General features: G+C 41.8%; 21 protein-coding genes and 1 pseudogene. 9 read left to right on the top strand and 13 right to left on the bottom strand.

Features of this window, described 5'->3' with window-relative positions; genetic code table 11:
• The 8 genes from HMPREF9074_RS01110 to ctlX all read right to left on the bottom strand — a co-directional run.
• Positions 1–693 (bottom strand): DUF1266 domain-containing protein (locus HMPREF9074_RS01110; protein WP_034539384.1); only part of this gene is annotated, 693 nt, incomplete at its 3' end.
• A 21-nt stretch (positions 694–714) separates the two neighbouring features.
• Entirely contained in the window at positions 715–2295 is a 1581-nt protein-coding gene (gene atpA / locus HMPREF9074_RS01105) for a F0F1 ATP synthase subunit alpha (protein ID WP_009388598.1), read from the bottom strand.
• Between the two features lie 53 nt (positions 2296–2348).
• Positions 2349–2897 (bottom strand): ATP synthase F1 subunit delta, encoded by a 549-nt coding sequence (atpH, locus tag HMPREF9074_RS01100; protein ID WP_009388599.1) that lies wholly within the window; start codon positions 2895–2897, stop codon positions 2349–2351.
• 9 nt (positions 2898–2906) lie between these two features.
• Positions 2907–3398, bottom strand: coding sequence for a F0F1 ATP synthase subunit B (locus tag HMPREF9074_RS01095; RefSeq protein ID WP_009388600.1), 492 nt, complete (start codon positions 3396–3398; stop codon positions 2907–2909).
• A gap of 89 nt (positions 3399–3487) precedes the next feature.
• Positions 3488–3688 carry an ATP synthase F0 subunit C gene (gene atpE / locus HMPREF9074_RS01090; protein WP_009388602.1) on the bottom strand — a complete coding sequence of 67 codons (201 nt, stop codon included), beginning with the start codon at positions 3686–3688 and terminating at the stop codon, positions 3488–3490.
• A 41-nt stretch (positions 3689–3729) separates the two neighbouring features.
• The gene (gene atpB, locus HMPREF9074_RS01085) at positions 3730–4803 is read right to left on the bottom strand and encodes a F0F1 ATP synthase subunit A (RefSeq protein WP_009388603.1); all 1074 of its coding nucleotides are present in this window, start codon (positions 4801–4803) and stop codon (positions 3730–3732) included.
• A gap of 177 nt (positions 4804–4980) precedes the next feature.
• Positions 4981–5499, bottom strand: a complete 519-nt coding sequence (locus HMPREF9074_RS01080) for an adenine phosphoribosyltransferase (protein WP_009388604.1) — start codon at positions 5497–5499, stop codon at positions 4981–4983.
• An 11-nt stretch (positions 5500–5510) separates the two neighbouring features.
• A complete protein-coding gene (gene ctlX, locus HMPREF9074_RS01075; protein ID WP_034539440.1) occupies positions 5511–6449 on the bottom strand; it encodes a citrulline utilization hydrolase CtlX in 939 nt (312 codons plus the stop codon).
• Between the two features lie 309 nt (positions 6450–6758).
• Between ctlX and HMPREF9074_RS01070 the strand changes: the two genes are divergently transcribed.
• Positions 6759–8924, top strand: a complete 2166-nt coding sequence (locus HMPREF9074_RS01070) for a hypothetical protein (protein ID WP_009388606.1) — start codon at positions 6759–6761, stop codon at positions 8922–8924.
• Positions 8925–8975: 51 nt separating this feature from the next.
• On the top strand, positions 8976–9464 hold the full coding sequence (locus HMPREF9074_RS01065) for a thioredoxin family protein (RefSeq protein ID WP_009388607.1): 489 nt from the start codon (positions 8976–8978) through the stop codon (positions 9462–9464).
• A gap of 85 nt (positions 9465–9549) precedes the next feature.
• On the opposite strand, the gene HMPREF9074_RS01060 is transcribed toward HMPREF9074_RS01065, so the two are convergent.
• The 5 genes from HMPREF9074_RS01060 to HMPREF9074_RS01040 form a co-directional block, all read right to left on the bottom strand.
• Entirely contained in the window at positions 9550–10536 is a 987-nt protein-coding gene (locus HMPREF9074_RS01060) for a Gfo/Idh/MocA family protein (RefSeq protein ID WP_009388608.1), read from the bottom strand.
• A gap of 135 nt (positions 10537–10671) precedes the next feature.
• On the bottom strand, positions 10672–11277 hold the full coding sequence (locus tag HMPREF9074_RS01055) for an IMPACT family protein (protein ID WP_009388609.1): 606 nt from the start codon (positions 11275–11277) through the stop codon (positions 10672–10674).
• 33 nt (positions 11278–11310) lie between these two features.
• Positions 11311–18399 (bottom strand): T9SS outer membrane translocon Sov/SprA, encoded by a 7089-nt coding sequence (gene sprA / locus HMPREF9074_RS01050; RefSeq protein WP_009388610.1) that lies wholly within the window; start codon positions 18397–18399, stop codon positions 11311–11313.
• 142 nt (positions 18400–18541) lie between these two features.
• The gene (locus tag HMPREF9074_RS01045; protein WP_009388611.1) at positions 18542–18988 is read right to left on the bottom strand and encodes a PIN domain-containing protein; all 447 of its coding nucleotides are present in this window, start codon (positions 18986–18988) and stop codon (positions 18542–18544) included.
• Positions 18985–19257, bottom strand: coding sequence for a hypothetical protein (locus tag HMPREF9074_RS01040; RefSeq protein ID WP_009388612.1), 273 nt, complete (start codon positions 19255–19257; stop codon positions 18985–18987). The genes HMPREF9074_RS01045 and HMPREF9074_RS01040 overlap by 4 nt, the downstream gene beginning before the upstream one ends.
• Before the next feature lie 321 nt (positions 19258–19578).
• On the opposite strand from HMPREF9074_RS01040, the gene HMPREF9074_RS01035 reads away from it, so the two are divergent.
• From HMPREF9074_RS01035 to HMPREF9074_RS01010, 7 genes and pseudogenes are all read left to right on the top strand, one after another.
• Positions 19579–19896, top strand: a complete 318-nt coding sequence (locus tag HMPREF9074_RS01035; RefSeq protein ID WP_009391054.1) for a hypothetical protein — start codon at positions 19579–19581, stop codon at positions 19894–19896.
• 331 nt (positions 19897–20227) lie between these two features.
• The gene (locus HMPREF9074_RS01030) at positions 20228–20731 is read left to right on the top strand and encodes a hypothetical protein (RefSeq protein WP_009391051.1); all 504 of its coding nucleotides are present in this window, start codon (positions 20228–20230) and stop codon (positions 20729–20731) included.
• 16 nt (positions 20732–20747) lie between these two features.
• Positions 20748–20885, top strand: a pseudogene (locus HMPREF9074_RS12595) (deoxyhypusine synthase); the annotation flags it as partial.
• 636 nt (positions 20886–21521) lie between these two features.
• Positions 21522–22229: a metal-dependent hydrolase gene (locus HMPREF9074_RS01025; RefSeq protein ID WP_009391410.1), complete on the top strand. Its 708-nt coding sequence runs from the start codon at positions 21522–21524 to the stop codon at positions 22227–22229.
• An 8-nt stretch (positions 22230–22237) separates the two neighbouring features.
• Positions 22238–23923, top strand: coding sequence for a M23 family metallopeptidase (locus HMPREF9074_RS01020; RefSeq protein WP_009391409.1), 1686 nt, complete (start codon positions 22238–22240; stop codon positions 23921–23923).
• Positions 23924–23950: 27 nt separating this feature from the next.
• On the top strand, positions 23951–24328 hold the full coding sequence (locus tag HMPREF9074_RS01015) for a RidA family protein (protein WP_009391408.1): 378 nt from the start codon (positions 23951–23953) through the stop codon (positions 24326–24328).
• 99 nt (positions 24329–24427) lie between these two features.
• Positions 24428–25614 (top strand): GH92 family glycosyl hydrolase (locus HMPREF9074_RS01010; RefSeq protein WP_034539379.1); only part of this gene is annotated, 1187 nt, incomplete at its 3' end.

Genomic DNA, 25614 nt, shown 5'->3' with positions numbered 1-25614 from the left:
AACATCTATATCTTCTATCTTCCTTAATGAAGGCGACTTACTGTGGAATAACTGTGAGGTTAGAATTATAAGGTCTTCTAAATCAAAACCTTGAATAGTACGCCCTAAAAGGAAAGAGATAGTATATTCTTGCCAATTTTTGCCTTGTTCTTTTGCAATAGCTGATACTTGATTTAAAACTTCCCACATTTCAGCTTCTTTAAGATACTTACACCAATAGCACCATTTAGCCAAAGAAGCCGCTCTACATAAATCCCAAGCATAAGCCGACTTTACTGCCTCTACTTCTGCTACTTCTATCCCTAACCCTTTAGCTATTTGCTTCTGAATTTTGCTAATCTCAGGCGAAGTTTCTGTTAGCAAATGCCTAAACTGCAACGAACGTTTCTGTGCCAATAGGTCACCAATAGTTTCTTTTGCTGAAGCTGTATCGGTTATTTCCCACTGCTGGCGCAAACCAAACTGATACCTATCTAACACCTCTTTAGGCATAAGGCTTGTGAGGCTCTCACCGCGATAATAAGCCAATATCGCTCCATAAGTAAGCAATCGTTTTTGCTCCTCAGTCAAAGGAGTTTGATTGATATGTCCTATTTGTCCTTGCAAACGTTTCTTTGCATAGGCTCTAGTTACAAAAAACTGGAGTATTACTAAGAGAACAGCCCCAATAATTACATATAAAGTAGTTGACATAACAATTAGGATTTATATTTACTATACTGCGTATTTTTCAGCCAATTCTTTAGCTACTTTTTCGAGTGTAGCGGTAATCTCATCGGTTAGTTTACCTGCTTTAAGCTCGTCTAACACATCGCGATGCGATACATTCAAGAACTCTAAGTACTCTCTCTCAAATTCTTTTACTTTATTTACAGGCACTTGGCGCAATAGGTTTTTAGATCCTGCATAGATAATCGCAATTTGGTTTTCTACCGGATAAGGGTCACTTTGTGGCTGTTTCAAGATTTCCACATTGCGTTTACCTTTTTCTATAACTCCCATAGTAGCCGCATCAAGGTCAGAACCAAACTTAGCAAAAGCTTCAAGCTCGCGGTATTGCGCTTGGTCTAACTTAAGTGTACCAGCTACTTTCTTCATCGATTTAATCTGTGCCGACCCCCCCACACGCGATACCGAGATACCTACGTTAATAGCCGGACGTACCCCTGAGTTGAAAAGGTCAGACTCCAAGAATATCTGCCCGTCAGTAATCGAAATTACGTTAGTAGGGATATAAGCCGATACGTCTCCTGCTTGTGTTTCGATAATTGGCAAAGCTGTTAGCGAACCTCCTCCTTTTACTAAAGGAGCTATACTTTCTGGCAAGTCGTTCATTTGGCGCGCTATGGCATCATCACCAATCACTTTAGCAGCACGCTCTAAGAGGCGAGAGTGCAAGTAGAACACGTCACCAGGGTAAGCCTCACGTCCAGGCGGGCGGCGTAATAACAACGATACCTCACGATAAGCTACTGCTTGTTTAGAAAGGTCATCATAGATAATAAGGGCTGGTCTACCTGTATCGCGGAAGTACTCACCTATAGCGGCACCAGCAAAAGGAGCATATACCTGCATTGGCGCTGGGTCTGAAGCGTTAGCTGCTACGATAGTCGTATAGGCTAAAGCACCTGCATCTTCCAAAGTCTTAGTAATCCCTGCTACTGTTGAAGCTTTCTGACCGATAGCCACATAGATACAGTATACTGGTTTGCCTGCATCATAAAACTCTTTTTGGTTTAGAATAGTATCTATACACACCGTAGTTTTACCTGTCTGACGGTCACCAATCACCAACTCACGTTGTCCGCGCCCTATTGGTATCATCGCGTCAATCGCTTTAACACCTGTTTGTAGTGGCTCGTTCACCGGCTGACGGAAGATAACCCCAGGAGCCTTACGCTCTAATGGCATTTCATACAACTGCCCTGTAAGAGGCCCTTTACCGTCTATAGGTTGTCCTAATGTATTAACCACACGCCCTACGATACCCTCGCCCACATTAATAGAGGCAATAAGTCCGGTGCGTTTTACAATATCACCTTCTTTTATATCAGTTGACGGACCTAAAAGGGTGATACCAACGTTATCTTCCTCAAGGTTAAGGACGATACCTTTCAGTCCGTTATCAAATTTTACTAATTCACCATACTGCGCATTCGATAGCCCGAAGATACGCGCAATACCATCGCCCACCTGCAATACTGTTCCTACTTCTTCTAAGGACGCATTGGCATCAAAGTGTGCTAATTGTTCTTTTAAAATTGCTGAAATTTCAGCGGCTTTAATTTCTGCCATCTTTTTCAGTTTTTAGTTATGAGTCGTTGTCTTTATTCCTTATTATTAACTATTTACACAAACAGTTTCTCTTGAAAATCTTGCTGTAGCTTGTTCAGTTTATAAGCTACACTATCGTTGTACTGAATATCGCCTACGCGCAATATAAACCCTCCTATGATATTGGCATCTACCTTATTTTCAAGGGTAATATTACTGTTGTTAGTAAGGCTAATCACCTTGTGTAGCACCTCGCGCTGAGTGCGCTCATCTAAAGGTATTGCGGTGGTAACTACAGCTATTTTGTGGTGTTTATACTCATTGTATTGCCATACAAACTTCTCTGCTATAACCCCAAGCATAGGCAAACGCCTATTGGCTATCAGCAGGTCGAATAAGCGATGCACTTCAGGAGTGATAGAAGTAAATACTTTATTGAGAACCTCCTTTTTTACGATAGTCTTAACGATGGGCGAAATAAGCATCCGCTCCAAATCCTTACTACCTTTCACGGTTTTATCAATAAGCGACATATCTTGATACACTGCCTCCAAAGCGTTCTGCTGTAGAGCGTATTCCAAGAGTGCTTTAGCATATCTATTAGCAGCTCTAAATCCGTACATACCTTTCCTTTAGTTTAAAGTGACACTTTTTAAATAGTCATTGATAAGGGCTGTTTGCCTTTTCTCATCAGAAAGTTCATTCTTCATCACCTTCTGTGCCATTTGTATAGAAAGTGAGGCTACTTGGTCTTTCAGCTGTGCTAAGGCTACTTTCTTTTCGCTCTCTATCACCTGTTTAGCTTGTTTAATGAGCTTTTCGCCTTCGCGTCCAGCTTCTTCTTTAGCTTCAGCTACTATTTTATCTTTTATCTCACGTGCCTCTTTTAGCATAGCGTCTCTTTCTGCGCGTGCTTCAGCCAGTAGTCGTTCGTTGTCAGCCTTTAGATTTGCCATTTGCGCACGTGCTTCCTCAGCACTTTCTAAGGCTTTATTGATAGACTCTTCGCGCTGTTTCACTGCTCCCATAATAGGTTTCCAAGCATATTTACCTAACAGAAAGAGCAATATCAAAAAAATGAGGGTATTCCAAAATAATAAACTTTCAGGATGTGCTAAATTCATTTTATTTAGTTATTAGTCGTTAGTCATTAGTCATTAGTCATTAGTAAAACCGTTGTGCAACCAACCGTTACACAACGATTTTAGGTGTTTTACTTCGCGATAAAAGCTACTACCACCGCAAAAAGGGCAACCCCTTCTATAAGAGCGGCAGCGATAATCATCGCGGTTTGGATTTTTGAAGCTACTTCTGGTTGGCGAGCGATTCCCTCAACGGCAGAACCACCAATTTTACCAATACCGATACCGGCTCCAATGGCTGCTAATCCAGCCCCAATTCCTGCTAAAACCATATATAAAAAATTTAAAATAAGTTACTCTTTAATTCTAATTATTAGTGATGTTCTTCTTCTACTGCTTGTCCTATAAATAGTGCCGATAATAAGGTAAACACATAGGCTTGCAGCGCTGCTACCAATAGCTCCAACGTACTCATAAACAGCGTAAAGAGCACCGAAACAGGCGATATAGCAATAGTACCAAAGATAAATATTAGCGATATCAAACTAAGTATGATGATGTGTCCTGCGGTAATATTAGCAAACAAACGTATCATCAGCGCAAAAGGCTTAGTGAATATACTCAATACTTCTATAGGTATCATTATAGGCAATATCCACGTAGGTACCCCTGGTGGCGCAAAAATATGTTTCCAATAGTTTCGTTTGCTACTAAATAAAGTGATAAGCAGGGTAAAGACAGCCAATATACCTGTGAAAAGTATATTATTAGTCATTGTGCCTGCAAAGGGGAAGAAAGGTATAAGCCCAAAAAGGTTACCTACCCATATCAAGAAAAACACCGTAAGCAGATAAGGCATATACCGAGCGTAGTGCTTTTCACCTATATTAGGGATAGCTATATCATCGCGTACAAATAACACTAAGGGTTCTAAGAAGCCCGCAAGCCCTTTAGGCGCTTTGTCGTTCTTCTTATAAGAGCGTGCCATACCGATAAACAGACATAGCAACAACGCTGAGGCTAAAAGCATCGAAAACACATTCTTAGTGATTGAAAAGTTAAGCGGACGCGCATTAGTTACTTGTCCTTTTTCATCTAAAGAAACTGTATTTTCAGCATTTGCGTAATAAATATCTTCGTGATAACGCACGAACTTCTGTCCTCCGCGTTCTACCACTACTTTGCCCTCATTGTCATGCTCAAAAGCGTTAGACATAAACATCACTAAACCGTTGTCTGTCCAAAGTATTACAGGCAGCGGAATAGCATACGCGTGATGATTAAAATCCATCACGTGAAAGTCGTGAGAGTCATTAACATGCTCATCTATTAGCTTATTAATTTGAAAAGGTTCTTCTTCTGCCTCATTTGCAGAAGCAAACCCTTGTAATGGGAATAGAGAAACTAAAAATAAAGCGATATATGCGATATAACCTTTTAGTGCCATTGCTATTTATTTTTATTCGTGCAAATATAGAAGTTTTTATTTAAGTGACGAAATTTTTAAGAAACTTTTTACAATACTATTTTATAAAGCACTGATAATCAACAAAAACAAAAATCCTATTTTCGTAATTTTTCTTTTAAGACAGTAGTTTTTCCGATTATTAGTTGCATTAAGCCTCTAAAGAATACTGTATACGGAGAGTCCCTTTAGTTTTTCGCGCCCGTTAAGGAAGTGCAACTCCATCAAAAAGTCGAGTTGTACTATATCGCCTCCAAGTCGTTCCACTAACTTTACCACTGCTTCAGCAGTACCTCCTGTAGCGAGTATATCATCGTGTATAAGCACTTTTTCACCTTTAGCGATGGCATCTTCGTGAATTTCAAGTACATCTTGTCCATATTCCAAATCGTAGGTTTGCGAAAGCGTTTTATAGGGCAATTTCCCTTTTTTGCGTACCGGTACAAAGCCAGCACCCAAGCGTTGCGCTAGTAGCATACCGAAGAAGAAGCCACGGCTTTCCATCCCTACCACCTTATCAACTTTCTGCCCCCCAAGGTTTTCCACCAATAGGTCGATAACGTACTCCACCCCTTTCACATCCATTAGCAGAGGGGTGATATCTTTAAAAATAATTCCTTCTTTAGGAAAATCTTTAATATCGCGTATTTTGCTCTGAATATATTCTTTTTTGTCCATTTTTTTAGTTATTAATCGTTAGCTATAGGGTTAAAAACTTCTGCCATCATACAGCGGGCACTACCGCCGCCACAAGTTTCTATGGTCTCTAAATTGCTGTGAATGATAGGACAATGCTTCTCAATCGCTTGCCGCTGTGCGGCTGTCAGACAGTTGTAGGCAGCGTCACTCATCACCAAATACGACCTGTCAGCCCCTTGCACTTGCAGCATATTGCCCGCGTATTGGTACATCTGTTCTGCAGTGATACTGATAATCTCTTTGTGGTCTTCTTTTAGGTGGTGCAACACATTTTTGCGTTCGCTTTTGTCAGTGATAGTATCCAAACACACCACCGCAAAATCCTCACCTAAAGCCATCATCACATTTGTGTGATAGATAGGCACTTGCTTATTATCAACCTGCTGATAAGCGCTAAATATCACAGGGGTATATTCAAAATCCTCGCAAAACTCAATAAAAAGGTCTTCATCAGCACGAGGCGAGAGCGCACAATAAGCTTTCCGATTTACTCTATCGAGTATCATAGCCCCTGTACCTTCCAAAAACACGTTTTCCTTTTCAGCTTCGGTATAGTCATACACATTTTCTATGGCGAACCCCTCAGCTTCCACCCTATCCAAAATATCCTCGCGACGTTCACGACGACGATTTTCAGCAAACATAGGGTATATAGCCACATCACCGTTTTGGTGAAAGGTAATCCAGTTGTTGGGGAACACCGAATCAGGAGTATTTTGTTCGTAGATATCATCTACCACTATCACTTTCACCCCTACTATGCGCAGTTTATGCACCAAAGCATCAAACTCTTGTTGAGCCTGACGGTTGATTTCCTCATTTTTCAAATCCATTTCCTCTTGGAAATAGTTATTAACTAGCGTTTCTTCATTCATACGGAAGCGCACAGGGCGCACCATTAGTACGGTATTGGTAAGTTGTTTTTTCATCATAAATGTTTAATGCGGTCAGCAATCAAAGGCACAAAGGTACAAATAATTTATCAATTAGCAAATTTGCTTATTAGCAGATTTTTTTTTCTCTCCCCACTTACCCTTTACAAACGATATAGGAACGATACAGGAAGAGCTAAGGATAAGCGAACGATAAGCGACCCATTACCGAAATATAAACATCTACTCGTCCCACTTGTCCCACCTGTCCCACTTCTCTGCCCGTGCGGCTCGCCCTCTCAGCCCTCCCATTCCTCCCATAATTGGTATGAATTTTGTACTCTTATTAAGCAAAAAAAGTATTCTATGAAAAACCTCCTCCTACTTTTCACCCTCTTTGCCAGTGGGCTATATGCTCAAGTCGATAGCCTTGTCGGGATTTATAAAAACGATAGAGAAAGAGAAAGTATCCGGCTCAATGCTGATAATACTTTCGATGTGATAAGATACTCGGGCAGCTACAGACGCGATGGCAACCTTGTGATACTAAACGCCGACCGCTCTTTTATGCTACACAAACGGCAGGGCAACTCCCAGCAGCTGCAACTCTCATTCATAGGCTCCAAAGGAATGATTTGGGAGGCTTCCACCCCGTTTATCTATGTAGGCTACGAAAACGAACAAGGGGGCGTCACTTATCTGCATCTGTATAATCAGGCGAAAGACCAGTTCGCTAATGATACCCTTCATATCGAAATTCCGCGTACCGAAAAGCTCTATTTGGTAAACAGCTTTGCTGCTGAATACCGCGAAAATAACGACAAGGTAACTATCAACACTTTTTATATAGGCAAAAACACCAATGCCTTAGAAGTTGTTTTCTTGGGAGAGAACAGTGCTTTAAGAAATCAATTTATAGGAGTATATGAGGCTTCAACAGGCGAGCTATCACTTATGGAAACAGGCAATAAAAGACCTGATATATACCAGAAGCTCATCCCTACCCCCCTCTACCCCAACGAGATAACACGTGTAAAGAACTGGGAACATCTGTCTTTTAAAGAACTTAAAACGAATAGTATAATCGATGATTATGACGATATACTCGAAGATTATAAAGAGGAAGAAGAGGAAGCAAAGATAAACGCCACCTTAGTGGTGAGCGATAGCAAGAATATTGAAAAAGCGATACAACGCGTAAAACCCACTGAGCAGTTGCTCGCTATCCTTCACCAACCGCAGAACCCCAAAGCCGACAAAGAGTTTGAGCTGCTAAAACTATCTTACAAGATAGAGAAAAGCGATAAACTACCTTTTACTTATCAGTTTTATATCACTTCTAAAGACGATGAGCAGTGGCTGAAAAAACACGGTATTGCCACTGATAAAAACCAAGTGATTTTTGTAGATTACGAGGGACACGTGCTTTACTATCAAGAAAGTACCATAGCCGAAGCCCAGCGCGATGATTTCTTCGGAAAAAATACGGCACCTACCCTTTTCAATAGCATCATAGTAGCGCGCCACATCGACCAGCTATTTGCTAACCCTCAGGCTCCTATAAAAGAAGTGGAAGCGCTCTTTTACACCTACCTCAAAAACTATGATTTGAGCTTGTATTTGCTTACCGACCGCAAAAAATTTGAGCAAGAGTATCACGCACTCGACTTCAAAAATAAAAAACTTATTTACCAACTGAAAACCACCCCCGCCCAACTGACTTACCAATGGCGCAGAGTGGCGGCAAGTCATCAAAACGATACAGTTTTAGACCCCTTATTTGCCAGAATGACCGTCAGAAACCTTTATAGCTACAGAAATTATCTGATAGAGGATAAAAAAGTCGCAGCTAAAGACAAGCTACAAACCATTGCCTACCTGATGAAGTCCAGCCAAGCCATTGAAGCCTACAACCAAGCTATTGATAAAGACGTGAATATCAGCTCTAAAAAGAAAATAGAGCTATACGACTCGACTGTGCAAGAGGCCATTAATGACTTAGAAAAAGTACTACCTTTTGAAGAGATTAGACCTATTTACGAAGAGGCAGTTGCTAAAAAGATGACTTCGGCATTGGGTTATATAGACTATTTGTTAGACCAAGACAAGCAAGCGGCTATCGATTATTACGTACCTTATATAGAGGGAGTTATCGTACAGGGGAAAGGCAATTTTGTGCAAGGTATCAACAAGGTATTTCCTAAGAATGGGTATTATTCCGATTGGTATTCTTATGGCAATGTATGGGCAAATCAGGCTAATAGTATCGCTTATTATATCTTCGAAACGCGTCGCAATGATGCTGCCCTACTATCTAAAGCCACACGCTGGATGGAGGCTATCTGCGATTTCAGAGAGAATGACCCTTATTACCTCGATACTTATGCCTGCTTATTATATGCCACCAACCAGAAAGACGAAGCCATAAAAATAGAAGAAAAAGCCGTGCAAGCGGCGCAAGAAAAGGACAAGAAAAAACTTTTAGACAGCCTACCAAACACTTTATTACAAATGAAAAACGGTACTTTATAGCACTTTGTGGTATGAATTTTGTATCTTTGCAGTATCAAATAAATTGTTTTTATGAAAAACCTTATTTTTATAGCCCTGCTTTGCTGGGGCGGAATGACAGCTTGGGCGCAAAGTAGCGAAGAAACTAACAAAGAGCGTGCGGGCTATGAGCAGCCTTATCACCCTGAAGAAGACGGCGATAAGCGCATCAGCGAATTGCTAAAGCAAGCTAAAAAGGAACGCAAAAAGGTGCTCGTACAGATTGGGGGCAACTGGTGTATTTGGTGCTTGCGCTTCAACCATTTAGTAACCACGAACCCTGAGTTAAAGAGTATTTTAGACAAGAAATACGTGTTTTATCACCTCAATTTTTCACCTGAAAACAAAAACGAAAAGGCTTTTGCCAAATACGGCAACCCTGGTGCGCAGTTTGGTTATCCTGCATTCCTGATTCTCAATGCCAAAGGAGAAGTGCTCTTCACCCAAAAAAGTGAGGATTTAGAGTCTGGCAAAGGCTATGATACTAAAAAAGTAAAGAAGTTTTTACAAGGAAGGTTGTAATTTGTTAATTAGCCAATGAGTCAATTTGTCAATTAGCTCATTGGCAAATCAACAAATCGGCTCATCGACTAATCGACAAATTGGCTCATCGGCAAATTATCTTCATTGTTGATATGGCTTGGGCAGCGGGTACGGGGTTTTCTTTGTTGCCTATAAGGGCTTGATAGAAATCTTCGTAAAACTGCCAGTAATTGCCGTGCTGGGCAGTAGTAAGCACACGGCTTTCGAGGGTATGAAGTATACCATTAGGTTCTTTAATTTCTGGCAACCAAGGGGTAGCGGTGGGTATGGCTCCAGCTACAAGGGCGGCTTCTTGTCCGTCGAAACGCTGCTGCAAGAAAGAGCCACGAGTGCCGTGTAGGGTGTATTCCCATTGGCGTTCAAGCGCATAAGTAGTCGATTTGAGGCGCACGCGCAATTGGTGGTCGTAAAAGAAGAGCAATTCAAAATAATCATCAGCTTGAGTATGAGGGCGCAGATAACCCTTATCGGCATATATAGCCTTAGGCTGCCCAAAAAGCTGTAGGGCTTGGTCTATGAGGTGCGCCCCTAGGTCATAGAGAGCCCCTCCGCCACGCTCAGCTGTTTCTTTATGGGCTTTACTGCTAATCTCAGTGCGAAAACGGTCGAAGCGTATTTCTACTTCTTTTAGCTCACCCAATACTCCACTTTCTATTACCTCTTTTACCTTCAGATAATCACCGTCATAACGCCTATTTTGGTAGACGGTCAGCAGTTTGCCTTTTTCTCTTGCCAAAAGGTCGAGGTCTTGTGCCTCTTCTGCAGTAAGGGTAAAAGGCTTTTCCACCAATACGTGTTTACCAGACATCAGAGCCGCTTTAGCGTACTGATAATGCGTCTGCACAGGGGTATTGACTACTACTACCTCTATTGTAGGGTCTTGTAGCATCTCTTCTACCGAGCGGTATAATACACTATCCGGATAAAGCGCACGCGAGTCCTCGCGATGACGCTCTACTACCGCATAAAGGTGCAAGTGTGGGTGCTGCGCTATAAAAGGCGCGTGAAATACCCGCCCGCTCATTCCAAAACTACTAAGGGCAATGTTCATTGTTAGTCGTTAGTTGTTAGTCGTTAGTTGTTAGTCGTTAGTTGTTAGTCGTTAGTTGTTAGTCGTTAGTTACTAGTCGTTAGTACGTTAGTATGTTAGTCAATAGTATGTTAGTCGCTTTCTAACGGCTAAAGACTAATCCCTAACGACTAATACTACTCCGTAAAGGTTATTAAAAATCTCTTCAATTTTAGCGTAATCGCTTTGGCGGATAGCCAGATGCAGCTCACAGCTTTCGGTGAGGTGTTGGGCAGTAACCGTCAGGTTTTGTTCTTTTACTACGCGCATCACTTTGTTCATCAGCGGATAGTCAAAGTTTATTATGAGTTCTTCAGTGATGAGCTTTTCCTCTATTTCTGTTTCTTGCAGGGTAAGTTGGGCAGTCGTTTTATAGGCTTGCACCAATCCGCCTACTCCTAACTTAATTCCTCCGAAATAGCGCACTACTATCACCAGTATATTAGTAAGCTCAAACGATTGTATTTGCCCATAGATAGGTATGCCAGCGGTATTATTAGGCTCTCCATCGTCATTCGCACGATAACGCAGATGTCTACCATAGCCCAGTTGCCACGCATAGCACCAATGGCGTGCCGAGAAGTGTGCCTTCTTGACCGCCTCAAGGTGCGCTTTTATCTCCTCTTCAGAAGTGACGGGAAAAGCATAGCCTAAAAACTTGCTGCTTTTTTCCTTAAATATCACCTCTTCTACAGGGGCTGCTATGGTTTTGTAGGTATCCAATTTATAAGGGTATGAATTAGCTTATTGGGCTACTTATTGAAAGGTATACTTCACTGATACGCCTGTTCTGAAAGTTGTCATCGGGAAGGAGGTAGAAATAGCCGATTTAGAAAAATTGTACTGCAAGTAGTAAGACGCTAACAAATTGCGACTTAGCGCGTATTCAGCACTGAAGTTACCTATCCACGAGGTCTGTCCTGCCGTCACTTGGTTATTAAATATCTCCATATTGCGTATCACAGTGAACTCTCTTAGGTAAGACAGCGTACCTTTGAGTACTAAATCACTTTTTACGGTAGTAGGCGTACCTGCCAATTGGGTAACAAATGCCAAGTCTTTAAAACGGTAGCCCATACCGAATTTATATTCGCGCTTGAGTATCTCGGTCAGATAATCGTTATCGAGACTGATAGAGATAGTGCGATCGCGGTTGAACTCTGCCAATAAGCTCATAGAGTTCTTAAGCTCCATATCAGCGCGTAGCAAGGGGTTAAACTGCTCTGCAAGCGTAACAGTCGAATACAATTTATCATTTAGGAAATCGCCTGCTACGTTGGTCTTATTAGGGTTAGCGGGTTCATACTCTAAATTAGTACGGAACTCACTAAGCGAATAGCTCGCGCGGTAGCCGTGTGCTAATGAGAAACGTTTGAAAATATTCTTGATGAAATCAACCCTCATAAGCCCTGTATAGCGTACATTCCACTCAGGAATAGGAATACTCTTGAAAGCATCGAGCGATACACCGCTGGCGCTACTACCCGAATAAGCCGCTAGAAAGGCAGGTATCATCACCGCTTGGCTCTTCTTGCTATAACCTACCGGATAGCCCTCAGCATCTACATTAGCAGGGTTAAGCCCTCGTTCCTCTGCCAAACGGCGCGCTATGGTTAGACGGTTGTTTTTAAACTTATCAAAGGCTGCCGAATTGTATTCGTCTATCTTATTAAAACTTGAAGCCAATAAGTTAGTAGAGATATTAAAACTTCCTACCTGATTGCCTACCAATTTGTTATACACAAAGTTGCGCACCTCAAAAGTTTCGGTGTAGTTCTCAGTGTATTGCCTATTTGCTTTCAAGTTGATTTGCAAATCAGGTATAGGTTGCAAGTTAGCGGTAATGATAAGTTGCTTTTCTTTAGAACTGATATATTGATCATTGAAATCAGCGAACTCTGTTAGGTAACCTTTCTTAGCCATCTCGTAGCGCAAGTCAGTTTGGTCGCCAAACATAAAGCCTGCTGATGGTTTGAGCGTACCGAGGAAGCCTATTTGCTGGGTATAACCAGGTATAGTGCGCGCATTGGTAACCGAATAGTTTACCCCAGCAGTTTTAAGCATTGTCATCAACGATTTTCCTACACTAGTCTTCTCACCTCGCGGAGTAGGTTTCACCCCTAAATAGCGATAAAGCTGCTCGAAAGTAAAGTTAGCTGTTAGGTTGTGGGTATTGCCATTTTGTAGGGTGTTAATATCCTGATGTGCCAACTGTAACAGCGTTTGCGAACCGCGCTGATAGTCGAAATCGCCTGAATAAGTATAGTTAGCCCTCATAAACTCAAAGAAAGGGAACTTGCTAAATGGCAAGTCGTAATTCAATTGGAATTTAGAGAAGAAATGGTCAGGGGTACCCATATCCCAGAAATCGCTCCACAATGATTTTTCTTTATTCACGCCCGAAATATCTCCGAAAGCATCATAAGTATAGTAATTGCGGATAACGCTATTATTAGTAGCATTAAAACTAAACTTCAGCGACTTAGTAAGGTTGTAATTGATAGCGTACTGATGGTTCATCAGGTAGTTACGCTGTTGTAGCTCTGGCAATGCTTTTTGCAGACTGGTATTAACGCCCTCGAAATACACATCGCGGAATAACTGCTTAGTAAATGAGCGGTTTACATCGGCTGTAAACATCACGCTGGTTGGCAATAAGTTCAGATTAACATCACTAAGCCATTGCCAATACTTTTTGCCTTTGAATTTGGTTACCTTCTTAAAAGGCTCGAAAGCAGTAGGCTTAAAGGCGTAGTTATACATAAAGCCAGCGCGTACCTGCTGCTCATCTTCATACTTAAGCTCATAGTCGCGGTGGTTCTTCTCGTTATAAGCGTAGTTAAACGTAAAGTTTTCTATGTTATACACACGCGGTTTTTGTCCTTCCGATAGGTTCTTCTTCACCCCTATCAAGTTAATGCCTCGCCTTAGGGTAAAGTCTTCAGCCTGCTCTCTTATAACATCGCGCTCCGAGCTGCTTTGGGCTACGTCTAAACGGTCTTTCAGCTTAATATCCTGATATACGGGGTCGTACTCTGGAGTAGAGCGCTTTTGCGAGTGACTTAAGCCTACTGGTATTTGCATATTCCACTTAGGTGGCAACAACTTACCAGCATTTACATTCATCATCACATCGTACTCTTGGGTGCTCTCTAACGCCCGTTGTTTAGGGGTTTGGTCTACCGAACCAAAGCCTACGGTGTGCATACGCCCTGTAGCCGATATGTTCAGCAGTTCAGAAGCATTTGCATCGAGGGAACCTACTGCCGCCCAACCACCGTGGTTTTCGAGTTCAGCCACACGCAATTCGTTAAACCAGAATTCACCACTTAGTCCGTTATTGCCCGATACGTTCTTAATACCTACCATCATAGCGCGTACGCTACCCAATGACGGATTTCCCTTTATTACATAGCGGTTTTCGCCAGCGTGGTAAGGGGTATTTTCGCTCACTACATTGTAATTGCCGTCATAATAAGTTACCCTATCTAGGGTTTGGTTTCTGATGCTTATCGCTTTGAGCTTGGTAAGCACTTCCATTGGTATAGAGAACTGGTTTTCTTTAGGCCATATAGCGTACTCTGACGAGCTACCCGGTTGGGTAACCTTCAGCGGTATTTCTACCTGATAGTAGTTATCGCTAAAGTCGGTACCGAGCCTAATAAAGGCTACCGCCTGATTGTCGTGCAGAGGCTTATTCTTATAGGCTTCGGCGTGTACAAACATCTTGATATACTTATACTGCCGCAGGTCAAAGCGCAACGCCTTATACACCGCCCTACTATCTTTATTTTCGAGATTATCTACTATGTATGATAGGGCTTGTTCGTTCTGCTCTACTAAGGTATTGTTAGTATTAATACGCTCGCGGTTTACCCCTGGCGGCATACGATAAGGTATAGGCTGACGGGTTTCGTTTTCAATTAGGTTTACTGAATTGATTTCTACCTTAGTACCATCGTCTGAAGGGTCATCTTGGTCGGTGCTAAGGGTATAGTTATAATAACGCCAGTCGCCGCGCACCAAATCGAGGGTAGCAAAACGCAAGAGCATCTCTTGAGGGAAGCCCGTTAGGTACATACGCATATGGGTCATCGAGTTGATGATGTCCATTTTATCATTGCTATTTAGCGGGAAGGTATAGCCTTCGCGCCACATAGCTCCGCTTTCAATCGGTATTTTGAACTGTATCCAGCGGGTAGCCACACGGTGTCCGTTAGGCGCTTCTATCGATACGGTGCGAATATCGTTTACATAAGGGTCGGCTGTACTGATATTAGGTTTGATACGCACCCTATACTCTAAATAGTTATTGGTGGTATTCATCGTAAAATCGCCGTTGATATCCTCATTATCAGGTACTGTAGTAGAGCCTCTGTCGTTATCTGACACCGATACAGGCGAGTTGCCTTGTGTACCGTTGTAATTGTAATAGCGATTTAAGATGCCCCCACTGCGCGCCAAGAAATACTCGTAGTTATCCATCGCAGGGTCGTTAGGCGAAGTCGCTACGTTGTTGCTATATATACGCGCTTCATCGGCATCGTTCAGACCATCTAAACCTATATCTTGCAGCCTGCGGTTAGACGAACTTTCATCAAAAGCATATACTAACGATTGGGCTGCAGGCACCTTACCCCAAGACGAAGTATTGATACTTGAGGTAGAGGAAAGACCTGGCAATCCGTTTTCGTATTGCTTGCGTCCGTCTTTTAGCACGTCTTCTGAGATGTTTCCTAAGTTGAACACCAATTCACCCGAACCACTGTATTCGCCTGAGTAATAAGGGTCCATCACCCAGAATTGCAAAAACTCAATATTGCTTTCTTGAAAATCAGAATAGCTCATACCGCGCATTATACCGCCCCATTTTTCGTCTTTAGTTTTAGTGGCGAAATTAGGGTCGTTATTATAAGCCCCTTTCGCGTTAGGATAATAGGCTAAATCGAGGGTGGCCTGCACTAACGACTGCCCTTGTGCCAACTGCTGCTGAGGGAATATCTCTTCAATAAAGATACGGCGGGTGCTGTTCTTTGATATTTCGTTACTGCTGATAGTCGAAGGTTTCTGAGTAGAGTAAAACACAGGGTCTATGGTATACCACGCCATTTTAGCGCGCCCATAGCCGTTCTTTAGGTTATCGGCATCGTCAGGAGTATTGCCGTATAGGGTTTGCGGCACCGAACTGTTGTTTCTGCCGCCTGCTGCCCCAAACTCTAAAGGCGTGCTGGCCAACTTCCACGCCAAAGGCGAACGCATATCAATAGTGCTTTGCGCTGCCTCAAAATCGTCTAAGTACACGGTGGTTTCACCATCAAAATCGTCTGCTTTAGGGGTGCTTGCCAATAGGTAAGCGAACTCTCCGCGCAACGAAAGGTTAGACGGCGCATCGCTCTTGATTGTAGGAATGCGATTTACCCAGCGGGTAAGGAATGGCATTTCGGTAGAATAGGTACCGGCTAAGCCAAAAATAGTGTTATTTACATTCTCTTGTCCGTAGCTGGTTTTCTGTGTAAAAGGTCGTTCGCGCAGATTTACGATAGCCCCGTTTAGTATGAACTTATCGCTGAACTTATGCTCTACATTTACCCCCATAAATCGGGTGGTTTGTCCGCCAAAAATGAGGTTATTCTCCATTGACACCTGTATAGGCATATTGCTAGCCTCTAAGCTGGGGTTAATTATCTCTACTGTACCCGATTGGTAATCCACCAAATAGTCGAGTCCCTCTACTAATAAGCGTCCGCCAGCTGTTACCCTAACCGAACCTCGTGGTACGTTGAAAGCCCCTAACGAAATACCGCGTCTGCTTGAGGCTTTATAGCGCCCTTTCATCACGAACTTGTTTTTCTCGCCGTCCATTTGGGCTTTGGTCTTGGTATTTTTATACAGCGAAGTATAGACGTACTTCTTCTGGTTATTGTTATAGGTAGCAGGGTCATTATAAGTACCCCCCCCTAAAGTGGTATGCAAGAAGTTACCAAAAGGTTCTACTTTTGTAAAGAATATTTTGCCGTACTGCTCATCAACAGTAATCCCTGGTAAAAAGTCAAAGAAGCCATCGCCGCCTGGTTGTGGGTCGTTGTACTTATTGAGGCGGTCGAAGTTGAAAAGATTCAGCAGTATGCGGTCTTCTAAGCCTGTTGGCCAGCCTACATTATCTACTTTATCTATATAATTGACAGGCGAAGGATTAGAATAGAAGATATTCATACGGAAATCTTCAGCCGACAATTGTGCTGTACCCACCGAATATACGTTTTTCATCATCAAATCCCAAATAGGGTCTTTCACGTTCAGGCGGTTGCTCTTAAGCATCTTCAGCACCAGTAGGTTATTAGTGATAGCGTTATTGCCTCCGTAAAAACTGTTGTTAGTAGTAGCCGAAATACCATCGTTAGCAAACTCGCCCACTTGGTATACTTGGCTGCCATAGGTATATTGGTAAGCTACTGCCAGCACCTCGTCGGCACTGAGGGCTGTGCTGAGCGAGATGAAGCCCAGCTTAGTATCTACCTTATAATCAACCCCTTCTTCGAGCTTGCGGGCATTCTCTATTACGGCGTAGTCATACCCCTGACTGACATACGATTGGTTCGTACCAAAACCCTGTTGCACGGTTGCTACATCGCGGATAGCATTGGTAAGTACCGAATTGGCAGTACCTATCTGCGTAGGGTCGTACTTATTAGCGCGGTTGGCAGGCATATTGTTAGTAGTACTGTTATAGAATGCAGGGCCTGCCTTGTCGTAAAGGCGCGTTCTATCCATTCGGGGTTCACCTAAGTCTTGTACTGCCAAAATGTTGCGTATGTTGCCCATACGGCTATTGCGGTTGGTTACCCACACCTCTAAGCGGGTAATCTGTACTTTGCTATTGATAAACGGATAATTTTCTAAAGCTCTATCGTACTGGTCGCGGAAGAAGTGCGCCAAGAAGTAGTTGCGATTTTCGTCGTAGTCTAAAGCTGAAAACTCAAATTCGGTAATCGTACCGCCCCCTTGTGCCGTAAGGGTTTTGCGCTCTGACTTCTGTTCAGAGAAAACCCCTGTGATGGTGGTACGCCCAAACTTGAGTTGTGTTTTCACCCCGAAAAGACTTTGCGAACCGGTAATAAGCGAGTTAGAAATAGGCATAGAGATATTACCGAGCTCTACTTTCTGTAGTATATCGTCTTCATCAGGCGCGTATTCGAGTTTAAAAACGTTCTGAAAGTCGAATGAGGCTTGGGTATCGTACTGAGCGTTCAGATTTAGGCGGGTACCTATCTTGCCGGTAAGCCCCAAGCTAATGCGCTGCTCGAAGTCCAAACCAAACGAACTGCGGTAGCGCGGACTGACAGCTGGGTTATCGTTGCGGGTATAGCGCAAACCAAAATCGACCCCAACGCTTCCGGTAGGGGTAAACTCTATATTTCGCCCTCCGAAAATGCTTTCGAAGAAATCAGAATTGACATATAGGTCGGGCAGCAAGTCGCGTTGGGCTTTTTTCTTTTGGGTAGTATCGCTTTGGGTATCGCCTAATACGTCTAACTTATCGCGGTAGTAGGCACTCATACGCTCGCGCATCACTAAGTCTTCGTACTCCTTGACAGTGAGGAACATAGGGGTCGCGAGGTCGTATTTGCCCAGCTTTTGGGTATAGACATAGCGGTCTAAGGCAGGATTATAAGTATACTGCTGCACGATGCTCTTAGGTTGCTGCAAGCCAATGCGCCCGATACCATTTTTTACAGTAGTTTCGGACTGAGTAGATGAAGTAGTTTGAGTAGTATTGGTTACTTGTGCTTGCGCAGATAAGAAGCTGAAAAAGAGTAGTATAATGATAGTTAGATGTTGCTTCATATTACTAATAGGGTATATGATACCGAATATAATTTTGCGGCAAAGATACAAATAATTAGCAAATTAGCAAGTTTGGTGATTAGCAAATTTGCCAATTAGCAGATTTGTGAATTAGCAAATTTTGAGAGCCCTAATTTCAACATCAGGTACTCTTTTTATATATTTTTTCTTTTAATTGTTGTGTTGTAACACATATATCATAGCCTTTCTCTTTTAATCCTTCAGCAAGTTTAGCATCACAAGTCCAAATTTTATGACCTTTTTGAAAATGTAATGCTATAAAAAGATAATCATCAGGGTCTATATCTTTAGCTATTTCAGCTGCCTTAGTTCTATTTTTCTTTTCAATCTCTTCTAAATTATAAAAAGTAATATGCTCAGTAAATTCTTTCAACAACTTATTAGCTTGCTTTTTAGTGAGATTATTCTTTTCCATAATCTTAGGTAAATGCTCTTCTATTTCATCTAAAAGATAAGAAGGTGCTATAAACTGTAGTTTTTTCTTATCATTTTTCAAAATAGTAGCAATAACTCCTTCTGGTCTATAGAAGCAGCTATAGATAATATTAGTATCAGAGATAACTATCATAATTTTTGCTCTTGTTCTCTTTTAGCAATAGCGGCTTCCCAACGTCTAGTCATATTTCTATTAGACTCTTTAGACATTGCCATAATTTCATCGCGGTATTTAATAGGAATACCGTATTCATCTTCTTCTAAGTCATCTATTTCAGGCTTTACAAGTGCTTTTTTGGCTTCTCTTTTCTTGGTAACCTTTAGAAAATCAAAGTTTTTAGCAAACTCTACAAAAGCTAAAGCTTGCGGACTATCATTATTGAGGGTAATTGTATATGGCATAACGTTTCAATTTTTTTTATAAGGCAAAAGTACAAATATTTTGCCAATTAGCAAATTTGGCAGCATAAAGTAGCTAGCATATTTTTCTGTTTTTAGGTCGGTTATTAGACGATTATTTTTCGGTTATCATTCGCTTATCCTTCGCTTATCCTTCGCTTATCCTTCGCTTATCCTTCGCTTATCCTTCGCTTATCCTTCGCTCTTCCTATATTGTTCCTGTATCGTTTGTATAGGGTAGGTGAAAAAGAAAAAAATCTGGCAACACGGGTTGCTAATTGGTAAATTATTTGTATTTTTGCCCAAGAATGAAATAAATAAAATATGAAAGATATAGTATTATTAGATGTAAGGAGACTAGCAGAAGCATATATAAGACAAGTTGATAAGGACAATACACTTATTGCTTGTAGAAACTTGCTTCAACTTAGCTATAAAAAAGGGCTCTTACAAAAAAATCCTTTTGATGAAAAAGGCGATTTAAATATTGATACAGTCATCAAAGAAAGTGATTTAACAGACTTAGGTAAACAATTATTTGATGATTTAGCAGATAAGTGGTTTGCTTACACAGATCGTACTCAAAAATATGACAACATTACAATGCTGGAAAAGTACTTTAATAATTTGAACAATGGGTAATATTCTAGATGTGTTGTTAAAATCACAACAACTTGCTAATCAAAATAATACAAAAGAACTGCCCTACTATTTTTCTTTACCCACCATAGAGATAAGCATTTTTAAAGCCTATAAAGTGCTCTAAATAGTGTAAAGAAGCCCCTGGATGTTTCAAATGTGTTGTTAAAGAAGAACAGTTCCGCGCACCGCTAGCGCAAGCTTCTAGCTTGTGCTAAAAAATAAAAAAGCTGGAAGCTCGCACCAGCATAAGGATTTTATAACATAGATAGAGTAAAAACAGAATTTGTAAATAATTATTCTTATTTTTGTCCTAATTAAAATTTTTAAGCTTATGATGATAATCAACTTTATTTTCAAGAATTGGAAAGGTTTATTGATGGCTATACTTGCCAGTTTAGCATGTAAAACTTGTGCTGGAGACTATATAGAAGGCTCAAATAAGGAAAAAGTTGCAGAATATGAGGCTTTGATAAAAGAAAACACTAAAACTACTGCTGTTTATGATAGTGTCTATACAGAGCATACAGTGAAAATTGCCAAAGTACCCATAAAAACATACAGTATTAAATATAAATATGAAGTAAATGGTGTAGAATATGAAGGCGAACAATCAACTTCAAAATTGCCAGAAAGCCCTGTGGTGGAAGTATATTATCTAAAAGACAATCCATCTGTCCATGATATAAATCCAGCATCATCATTGAAATACGAAAAAGAGAAGGAAACAAGTAATACTGACCTCTATTTCGCTATATTCTGGGGCGTGCTGGCGTTGTTTCTTGCTGTCGGGCTATGGATTGAATTTAAAGATTTTAAAAAAGAATATAAAATATAATTAAAAGTAGAGAAAAATAGCAAACAAACCAATTACCGAATTTATCGAAAAATATTATCTGCATTTCAATGCAGCATCTTTGGTGGACGCTTCTAAAGGCTATGTAGCGCACCTAAAAGATGGCGAAAAAATGTTAATTACCGCTAGCGCAAGCTTCTAGCTTGTGCTTAAGAATATAACAGAGCTGGAAGCTCTAAGAATACTAGGTACGAGCTACAAGCTCGCACCAGCAGGGGGAATATGAAGGCACTGAAACAACTTGTAAGTATATGAGGCAAAAGTATCACAAAACTGAGGATATAGCTGTAAAGGAGATTTTAAGTTTGTTAATGGAAGTGTTAGAAGCTAAATATGCTAAAATGAGAGTATTCTTAAAAAGATAGAGGGTAATGTATCAGATGTGTTGTTAAAAATATAAGGCTAACTATTAACACGATACAAGTGTGAGGCAGATGGGAGGTATGAGAAGTATGAGAAGGCTGAGAGGGCTGGGAGGGCGAGCCGCACCGGCGATTGTGGGACAGGGAGAGAATTTTGAATTCTGAATTTTGAATTGGGAGAACGGGTGCGACAAGTGGGACAAGTGGGACAGGTAGGACGAGTGGGACAAGTAGGACGGGGAGAGAATTGTGAATTCTGAATTGGGCACAAGCTGCAAGCTTGCGCCAGCGGGGGTATAATTTAAAAAATTGCACTTGTGGGTGGAATTGGCGTAATTACATTATTTTTTGTAGTTTTGCTTTTTATTCGTAATTTTGCCGCATAATTACAAACCCTAAAAAATAACATTATGAAAGTCACTTATCTTGGGCACGCTTGCGTAAATATTGATATTGACGGTACTTTTTTCTTAGTAGACCCCTTTATCAGCCCTAACCCTCTGGCTAAACACATCGACATCAACTCTATCAAAGCTGATTATATTCTCATAACCCACGCCCACGCTGACCATATAGCCGATGTAGAGGCTATCGCTAAACGCACTGGCGCTCAGCTGATTACTAACCCTGAAATACTTGCCCACTTTGAGGCACTCGGCCTTAGCGGACATAGTATGAACCTCGGTGGCTCTCACCGCTTTGTAGACGGCAAAGTGAAAATAAAGATGATTAAAGCCGAACACTCTTCTTCGTTCCCTGATGGTTCGTACGGTGGCAATCCGGCTGGCTTCCTCATCGATTATAACGATGAAACTATCTATATAGCAGGCGATACCGCTCTGCACTACGATATGAAGATTATCCCCCACCAATACAAGGTCAATCTGGGCATTTTCCCTATCGGCAACAATTATACGATGGGGGTACGCGATGCCCTTACCGCTGCTCGTTTCGTACAAGTAGACAACGTATTAGGGGTGCATTACGACACTTTCCCTGTGATAAAAATTAATAAAGAATCGTCTAAACAAAAATTTAAAGATGACCATCGCCGCCTACACCTTATTGAAATAGGGGCGACTCTCGACCTTAAAGACCTTAATATTTATACACTATAAAATCACTAATGAAAAAACTCTTTTTACTTGCCTACATTAGCTGCCACTTACTTGCTACCACCTATAGCCGCGCACAGGATTTCCAGCCGATAGTACCTCTAAACACCAAACCCCTATTGGCAGGCAACTTTGCTGAACTGCGCCCTAACCACTTCCACGGAGGCTTAGACCTGAAAACTGAAGGTAGAGAGGGTCTACAGGTATTGGCAGCCCAAGACGGCTATGTATCGCGTATAATAGTAAGTCCGTATGGGTATGGCAAAATGCTGTACATCACCCACGCCGATGGCTACGTAACTACCTACGGACACCTACAGAAATACGCGCCTGCTATAGAGGCATATGTAAAGAAAAAACAATACGAAAAACAGACCTACGACATCGATATTACCCCTACCGAAAACGAATTTGTAGTGAAAAAAGGCGAATGGGTAGGCGTAAGTGGCAATACCGGTGGTAGCCACGGGCCGCATCTGCACTTCGAGGTGCGCGATACGAGCAATAACGGCTGGAATCCGCTGCTTTTTGCTTTCCGAGAGATAGAAGACACTACTCCTCCTGAAATAACAGGGCTTTTTGCCTACGCTTTGGGCAATGATGCGCAGGTAGCTCACACCCAGTTATCGCAGCAATTGCAAAAGAAGCGATTGCCTGACGGCTCTTTCGTTACTGATACGCTTAGGGCTATCGGCACTATTGGCTTTGGTTTTCAAGCCTTTGACCGCCAAGATGGTACCCTGCACAAAAACGGCATTTATAAGGCTACCTTACTGCTCAATGGTGAACCCCAGCTGCAATCCGCCTTCGACAAGGTTAATTTTGGCGATACTCGCTGTATCAATATCCTAACTGATTACGAGCGTTATTTGTCTGACAAAAGCTTTGTACAGCTGCTCTACAAGAAACCTGGTAACCGCTTAGAGATATACAAGATACTAAAGGAAAACAACGGCTATCTGACTATAGAAGAAGGGCAAACCTATACGGCTACGGTAGTGGTAGAAGATTTTAAGGGCAATGCTACTTCGGTACATATACCCATAAAAGGCGAGCGATTGGAACTGAAGACGGAAAGACCTGAATACAAGGGTAATAAGCAGCTAATAGCCAAGCGCGATAACTATTACGAACTCTCTAAAGGAAGTGTGTTTTTCCCTGAAAATACTTTCTACGAAGACCAGCTTATCAACATTAGCGAAGACAGCGACGGACTGCTTATCGGCAATCGCCGTACGCCTGTAGATAAGTACTTCACCGTAACTATGAAAAACACTAATTTTGCAGAGGACGAAATCAGCAAGGTATTTATTTCGGCAGCAGGTGGTTTTGCCACTACTGTCTATAAAGATGGGGTATTTACTGCTCGTGCGCGCAATTTGGGCAGATATAGCTTGCGGAAAGATAGCACCCCTCCTACCCTTAAAGCATTGAATTTCAAAGATAAAGGAGTAGTAAAAGGCAACACCCTAAAGGTAACCGTAAGCGATAACCTCAGCGGGTTTGCCTCTTGTAGTGCTACCCTGAATGGGCAGTGGATACTCTTTGAGTACGAGCCTAAAAATCGCACTCTCACCTTCAACTTTGACGATGTAGATACTACCGATACTACTAAATACGAATTGAACATTAATGCTTATGACAAGGTGGGCAACGTAGGTACGCTAAAAGCTACTTTCACGCGTCCCAACTCTTAAAAAACGAAAATTAAAAACCAATTTTATATGAAACAAGTCATTTTTACAGACAAAGCACCTGCTCCTATAGGTCCTTACACCCAAGCTATTTTGGCAGGTAACACCCTCTACGTATCAGGACAGATACCCGTAAACCCTGCGACTGGCGAAGTAGTAACAGGCATTGAAGCCGCTACTGAGCAAGTGATGGAAAACCTTAAAGCTATCCTCACTCAGGCAGGTACTACCTTTGAAAAAGTAGTAAAAACTACTATTTTCTTAGCCGATATGGGTCAATTTGCACAAGTAAACGGTGTATATGCTCGTTATTTCGATGAAAAAACAGCACCTACCCGCGAAACCGTACAAGTAGCCAAACTGCCTAAGGGGGTAGAGGTTGAAATTTCTTGTATAGCGGTGCTATAAAGCAATGAAAAATGGTTAATTATTAATAGATTAATGATTAACCATTTTTCCTAATCAATTTAGGTATAAACTATAAGACACAACAAACTAAAGTTAATTATGAAAAAGATATTCCTTTTAATCCTTTGCGGTGGAATGGTAGCTTGTGGGGCTCCTACTGAAACTCCTAAAAAAGAAGAAAAACAAGCCATAGCTGTTGAACCTCCTACCACCTCTTACACTACCTACGTAAATCCGCTGATGGGTACTGACTCTACTTTCGAACTTTCTAACGGCAATACTTACCCTGCTATTGCGGTGCCTTGGGGTATGCACTTCTGGACGCCCCAAACAGGCAAGATGGGCGATGGCTGGGCCTATCAGTACCACGCTCAGAAGATAAGAGGCTTTAAACAAACTCACCAGCCAAGTCCGTGGATAAACGATTATGGGGCTTTCGCCCTAATGCCTGTAGTAGGCAACTTAAAAATAAAAGAAGACGAGCGCGCCTCGTGGTTCTCGCACAAAACTGAAACAGCACAACCTCACTATTATAAAGTCTATTTAGCTGACTATGATACTACTGTAGAAATCACCCCTACTAACCGCGCGGCTCAGTTTCGCTTTACTTTCCCTGAAACCGACAAAGCCTATTTGTTATTAGATGCTTTTTTCAAAGGTTCTAAGGTGCAAGTACTGCCCCAAGAACGTAAGATTATAGGCTATGCCCGCAATAATAGCGGCGGTGTACCCGAAAACTTCCATAACTACTTCGTGATTACCTTTGATAAAGATTTTGAGAGCGTGCAAACGTGGGGCAACGGCTATAAACTGAGCAACAAGCCCGAAAGTGAGGGCGAACATACTGGTGCTGTGATAGGCTTCCGCACCAAAAAAGGTGAACAGATAACTGCCAAAGTAGCTTCTTCTTTTATATCGCCTGCACAAGCGTTATTGAACTTGCAAACGGAGCTCGGCAACGATACTTTCGAACAAACCCAACAAAAGGCGTTTGCTCTTTGGGAAGCTGAACTCGGCAAGATACAAGTAGAAGACGAAAATATAGACCATTTGCGCACTTTCTACTCTTGTTTGTACCGCACGCTACTCTTCCCGCGCACTTTTTACGAATACGACAAAGAGGGAGAAATAGTGCATTACAGTCCGTATAACGGCAAGGTTGAAAAGGGCTATATGTTTACCGATAATGGTTTTTGGGATACTTTCCGCTCGGTATTCCCGCTGTTTAACCTATTGTATCCTGAGATGAACCAACAGATGATGAAAGGCTTAGTAAATGCTTATAA

Source organism: Capnocytophaga sp. oral taxon 329 str. F0087, from assembly GCF_000213295.2.
Lineage (GTDB): Bacteria > Bacteroidota > Bacteroidia > Flavobacteriales > Flavobacteriaceae > Capnocytophaga > Capnocytophaga leadbetteri_A.
This window is presented reverse-complemented; position numbering and strand designations above follow the sequence as displayed.

Coding starts and splice junctions, on each gene's coding strand:
- HMPREF9074_RS01030 (WP_009391051.1), top strand. CDS start 20,228: ATGATGATAATCAACTTTATTTTCAAGAATTGGAAAGGTTTATTGATG.
- HMPREF9074_RS01040 (WP_009388612.1), bottom strand. CDS start 19,257: ATGCCATATACAATTACCCTCAATAATGATAGTCCGCAAGCTTTAGCT.
- atpB (WP_009388603.1), bottom strand. CDS start 4,803: ATGGCACTAAAAGGTTATATCGCATATATCGCTTTATTTTTAGTTTCT.
- HMPREF9074_RS01020 (WP_009391409.1), top strand. CDS start 22,238: ATGAAAAAACTCTTTTTACTTGCCTACATTAGCTGCCACTTACTTGCT.
- HMPREF9074_RS01080 (WP_009388604.1), bottom strand. CDS start 5,499: ATGGACAAAAAAGAATATATTCAGAGCAAAATACGCGATATTAAAGAT.
- atpH (WP_009388599.1), bottom strand. CDS start 2,897: ATGTACGGATTTAGAGCTGCTAATAGATATGCTAAAGCACTCTTGGAA.
- HMPREF9074_RS01025 (WP_009391410.1), top strand. CDS start 21,522: ATGAAAGTCACTTATCTTGGGCACGCTTGCGTAAATATTGATATTGAC.
- HMPREF9074_RS01060 (WP_009388608.1), bottom strand. CDS start 10,536: ATGAACATTGCCCTTAGTAGTTTTGGAATGAGCGGGCGGGTATTTCAC.
- HMPREF9074_RS01070 (WP_009388606.1), top strand. CDS start 6,759: ATGAAAAACCTCCTCCTACTTTTCACCCTCTTTGCCAGTGGGCTATAT.
- sprA (WP_009388610.1), bottom strand. CDS start 18,399: ATGAAGCAACATCTAACTATCATTATACTACTCTTTTTCAGCTTCTTA.
- HMPREF9074_RS01045 (WP_009388611.1), bottom strand. CDS start 18,988: ATGATAGTTATCTCTGATACTAATATTATCTATAGCTGCTTCTATAGA.
- atpA (WP_009388598.1), bottom strand. CDS start 2,295: ATGGCAGAAATTAAAGCCGCTGAAATTTCAGCAATTTTAAAAGAACAA.
- HMPREF9074_RS01035 (WP_009391054.1), top strand. CDS start 19,579: ATGAAAGATATAGTATTATTAGATGTAAGGAGACTAGCAGAAGCATAT.
- atpE (WP_009388602.1), bottom strand. CDS start 3,688: ATGGTTTTAGCAGGAATTGGGGCTGGATTAGCAGCCATTGGAGCCGGT.
- HMPREF9074_RS01065 (WP_009388607.1), top strand. CDS start 8,976: ATGAAAAACCTTATTTTTATAGCCCTGCTTTGCTGGGGCGGAATGACA.
- HMPREF9074_RS01015 (WP_009391408.1), top strand. CDS start 23,951: ATGAAACAAGTCATTTTTACAGACAAAGCACCTGCTCCTATAGGTCCT.
- HMPREF9074_RS01095 (WP_009388600.1), bottom strand. CDS start 3,398: ATGAATTTAGCACATCCTGAAAGTTTATTATTTTGGAATACCCTCATT.
- ctlX (WP_034539440.1), bottom strand. CDS start 6,449: ATGAAAAAACAACTTACCAATACCGTACTAATGGTGCGCCCTGTGCGC.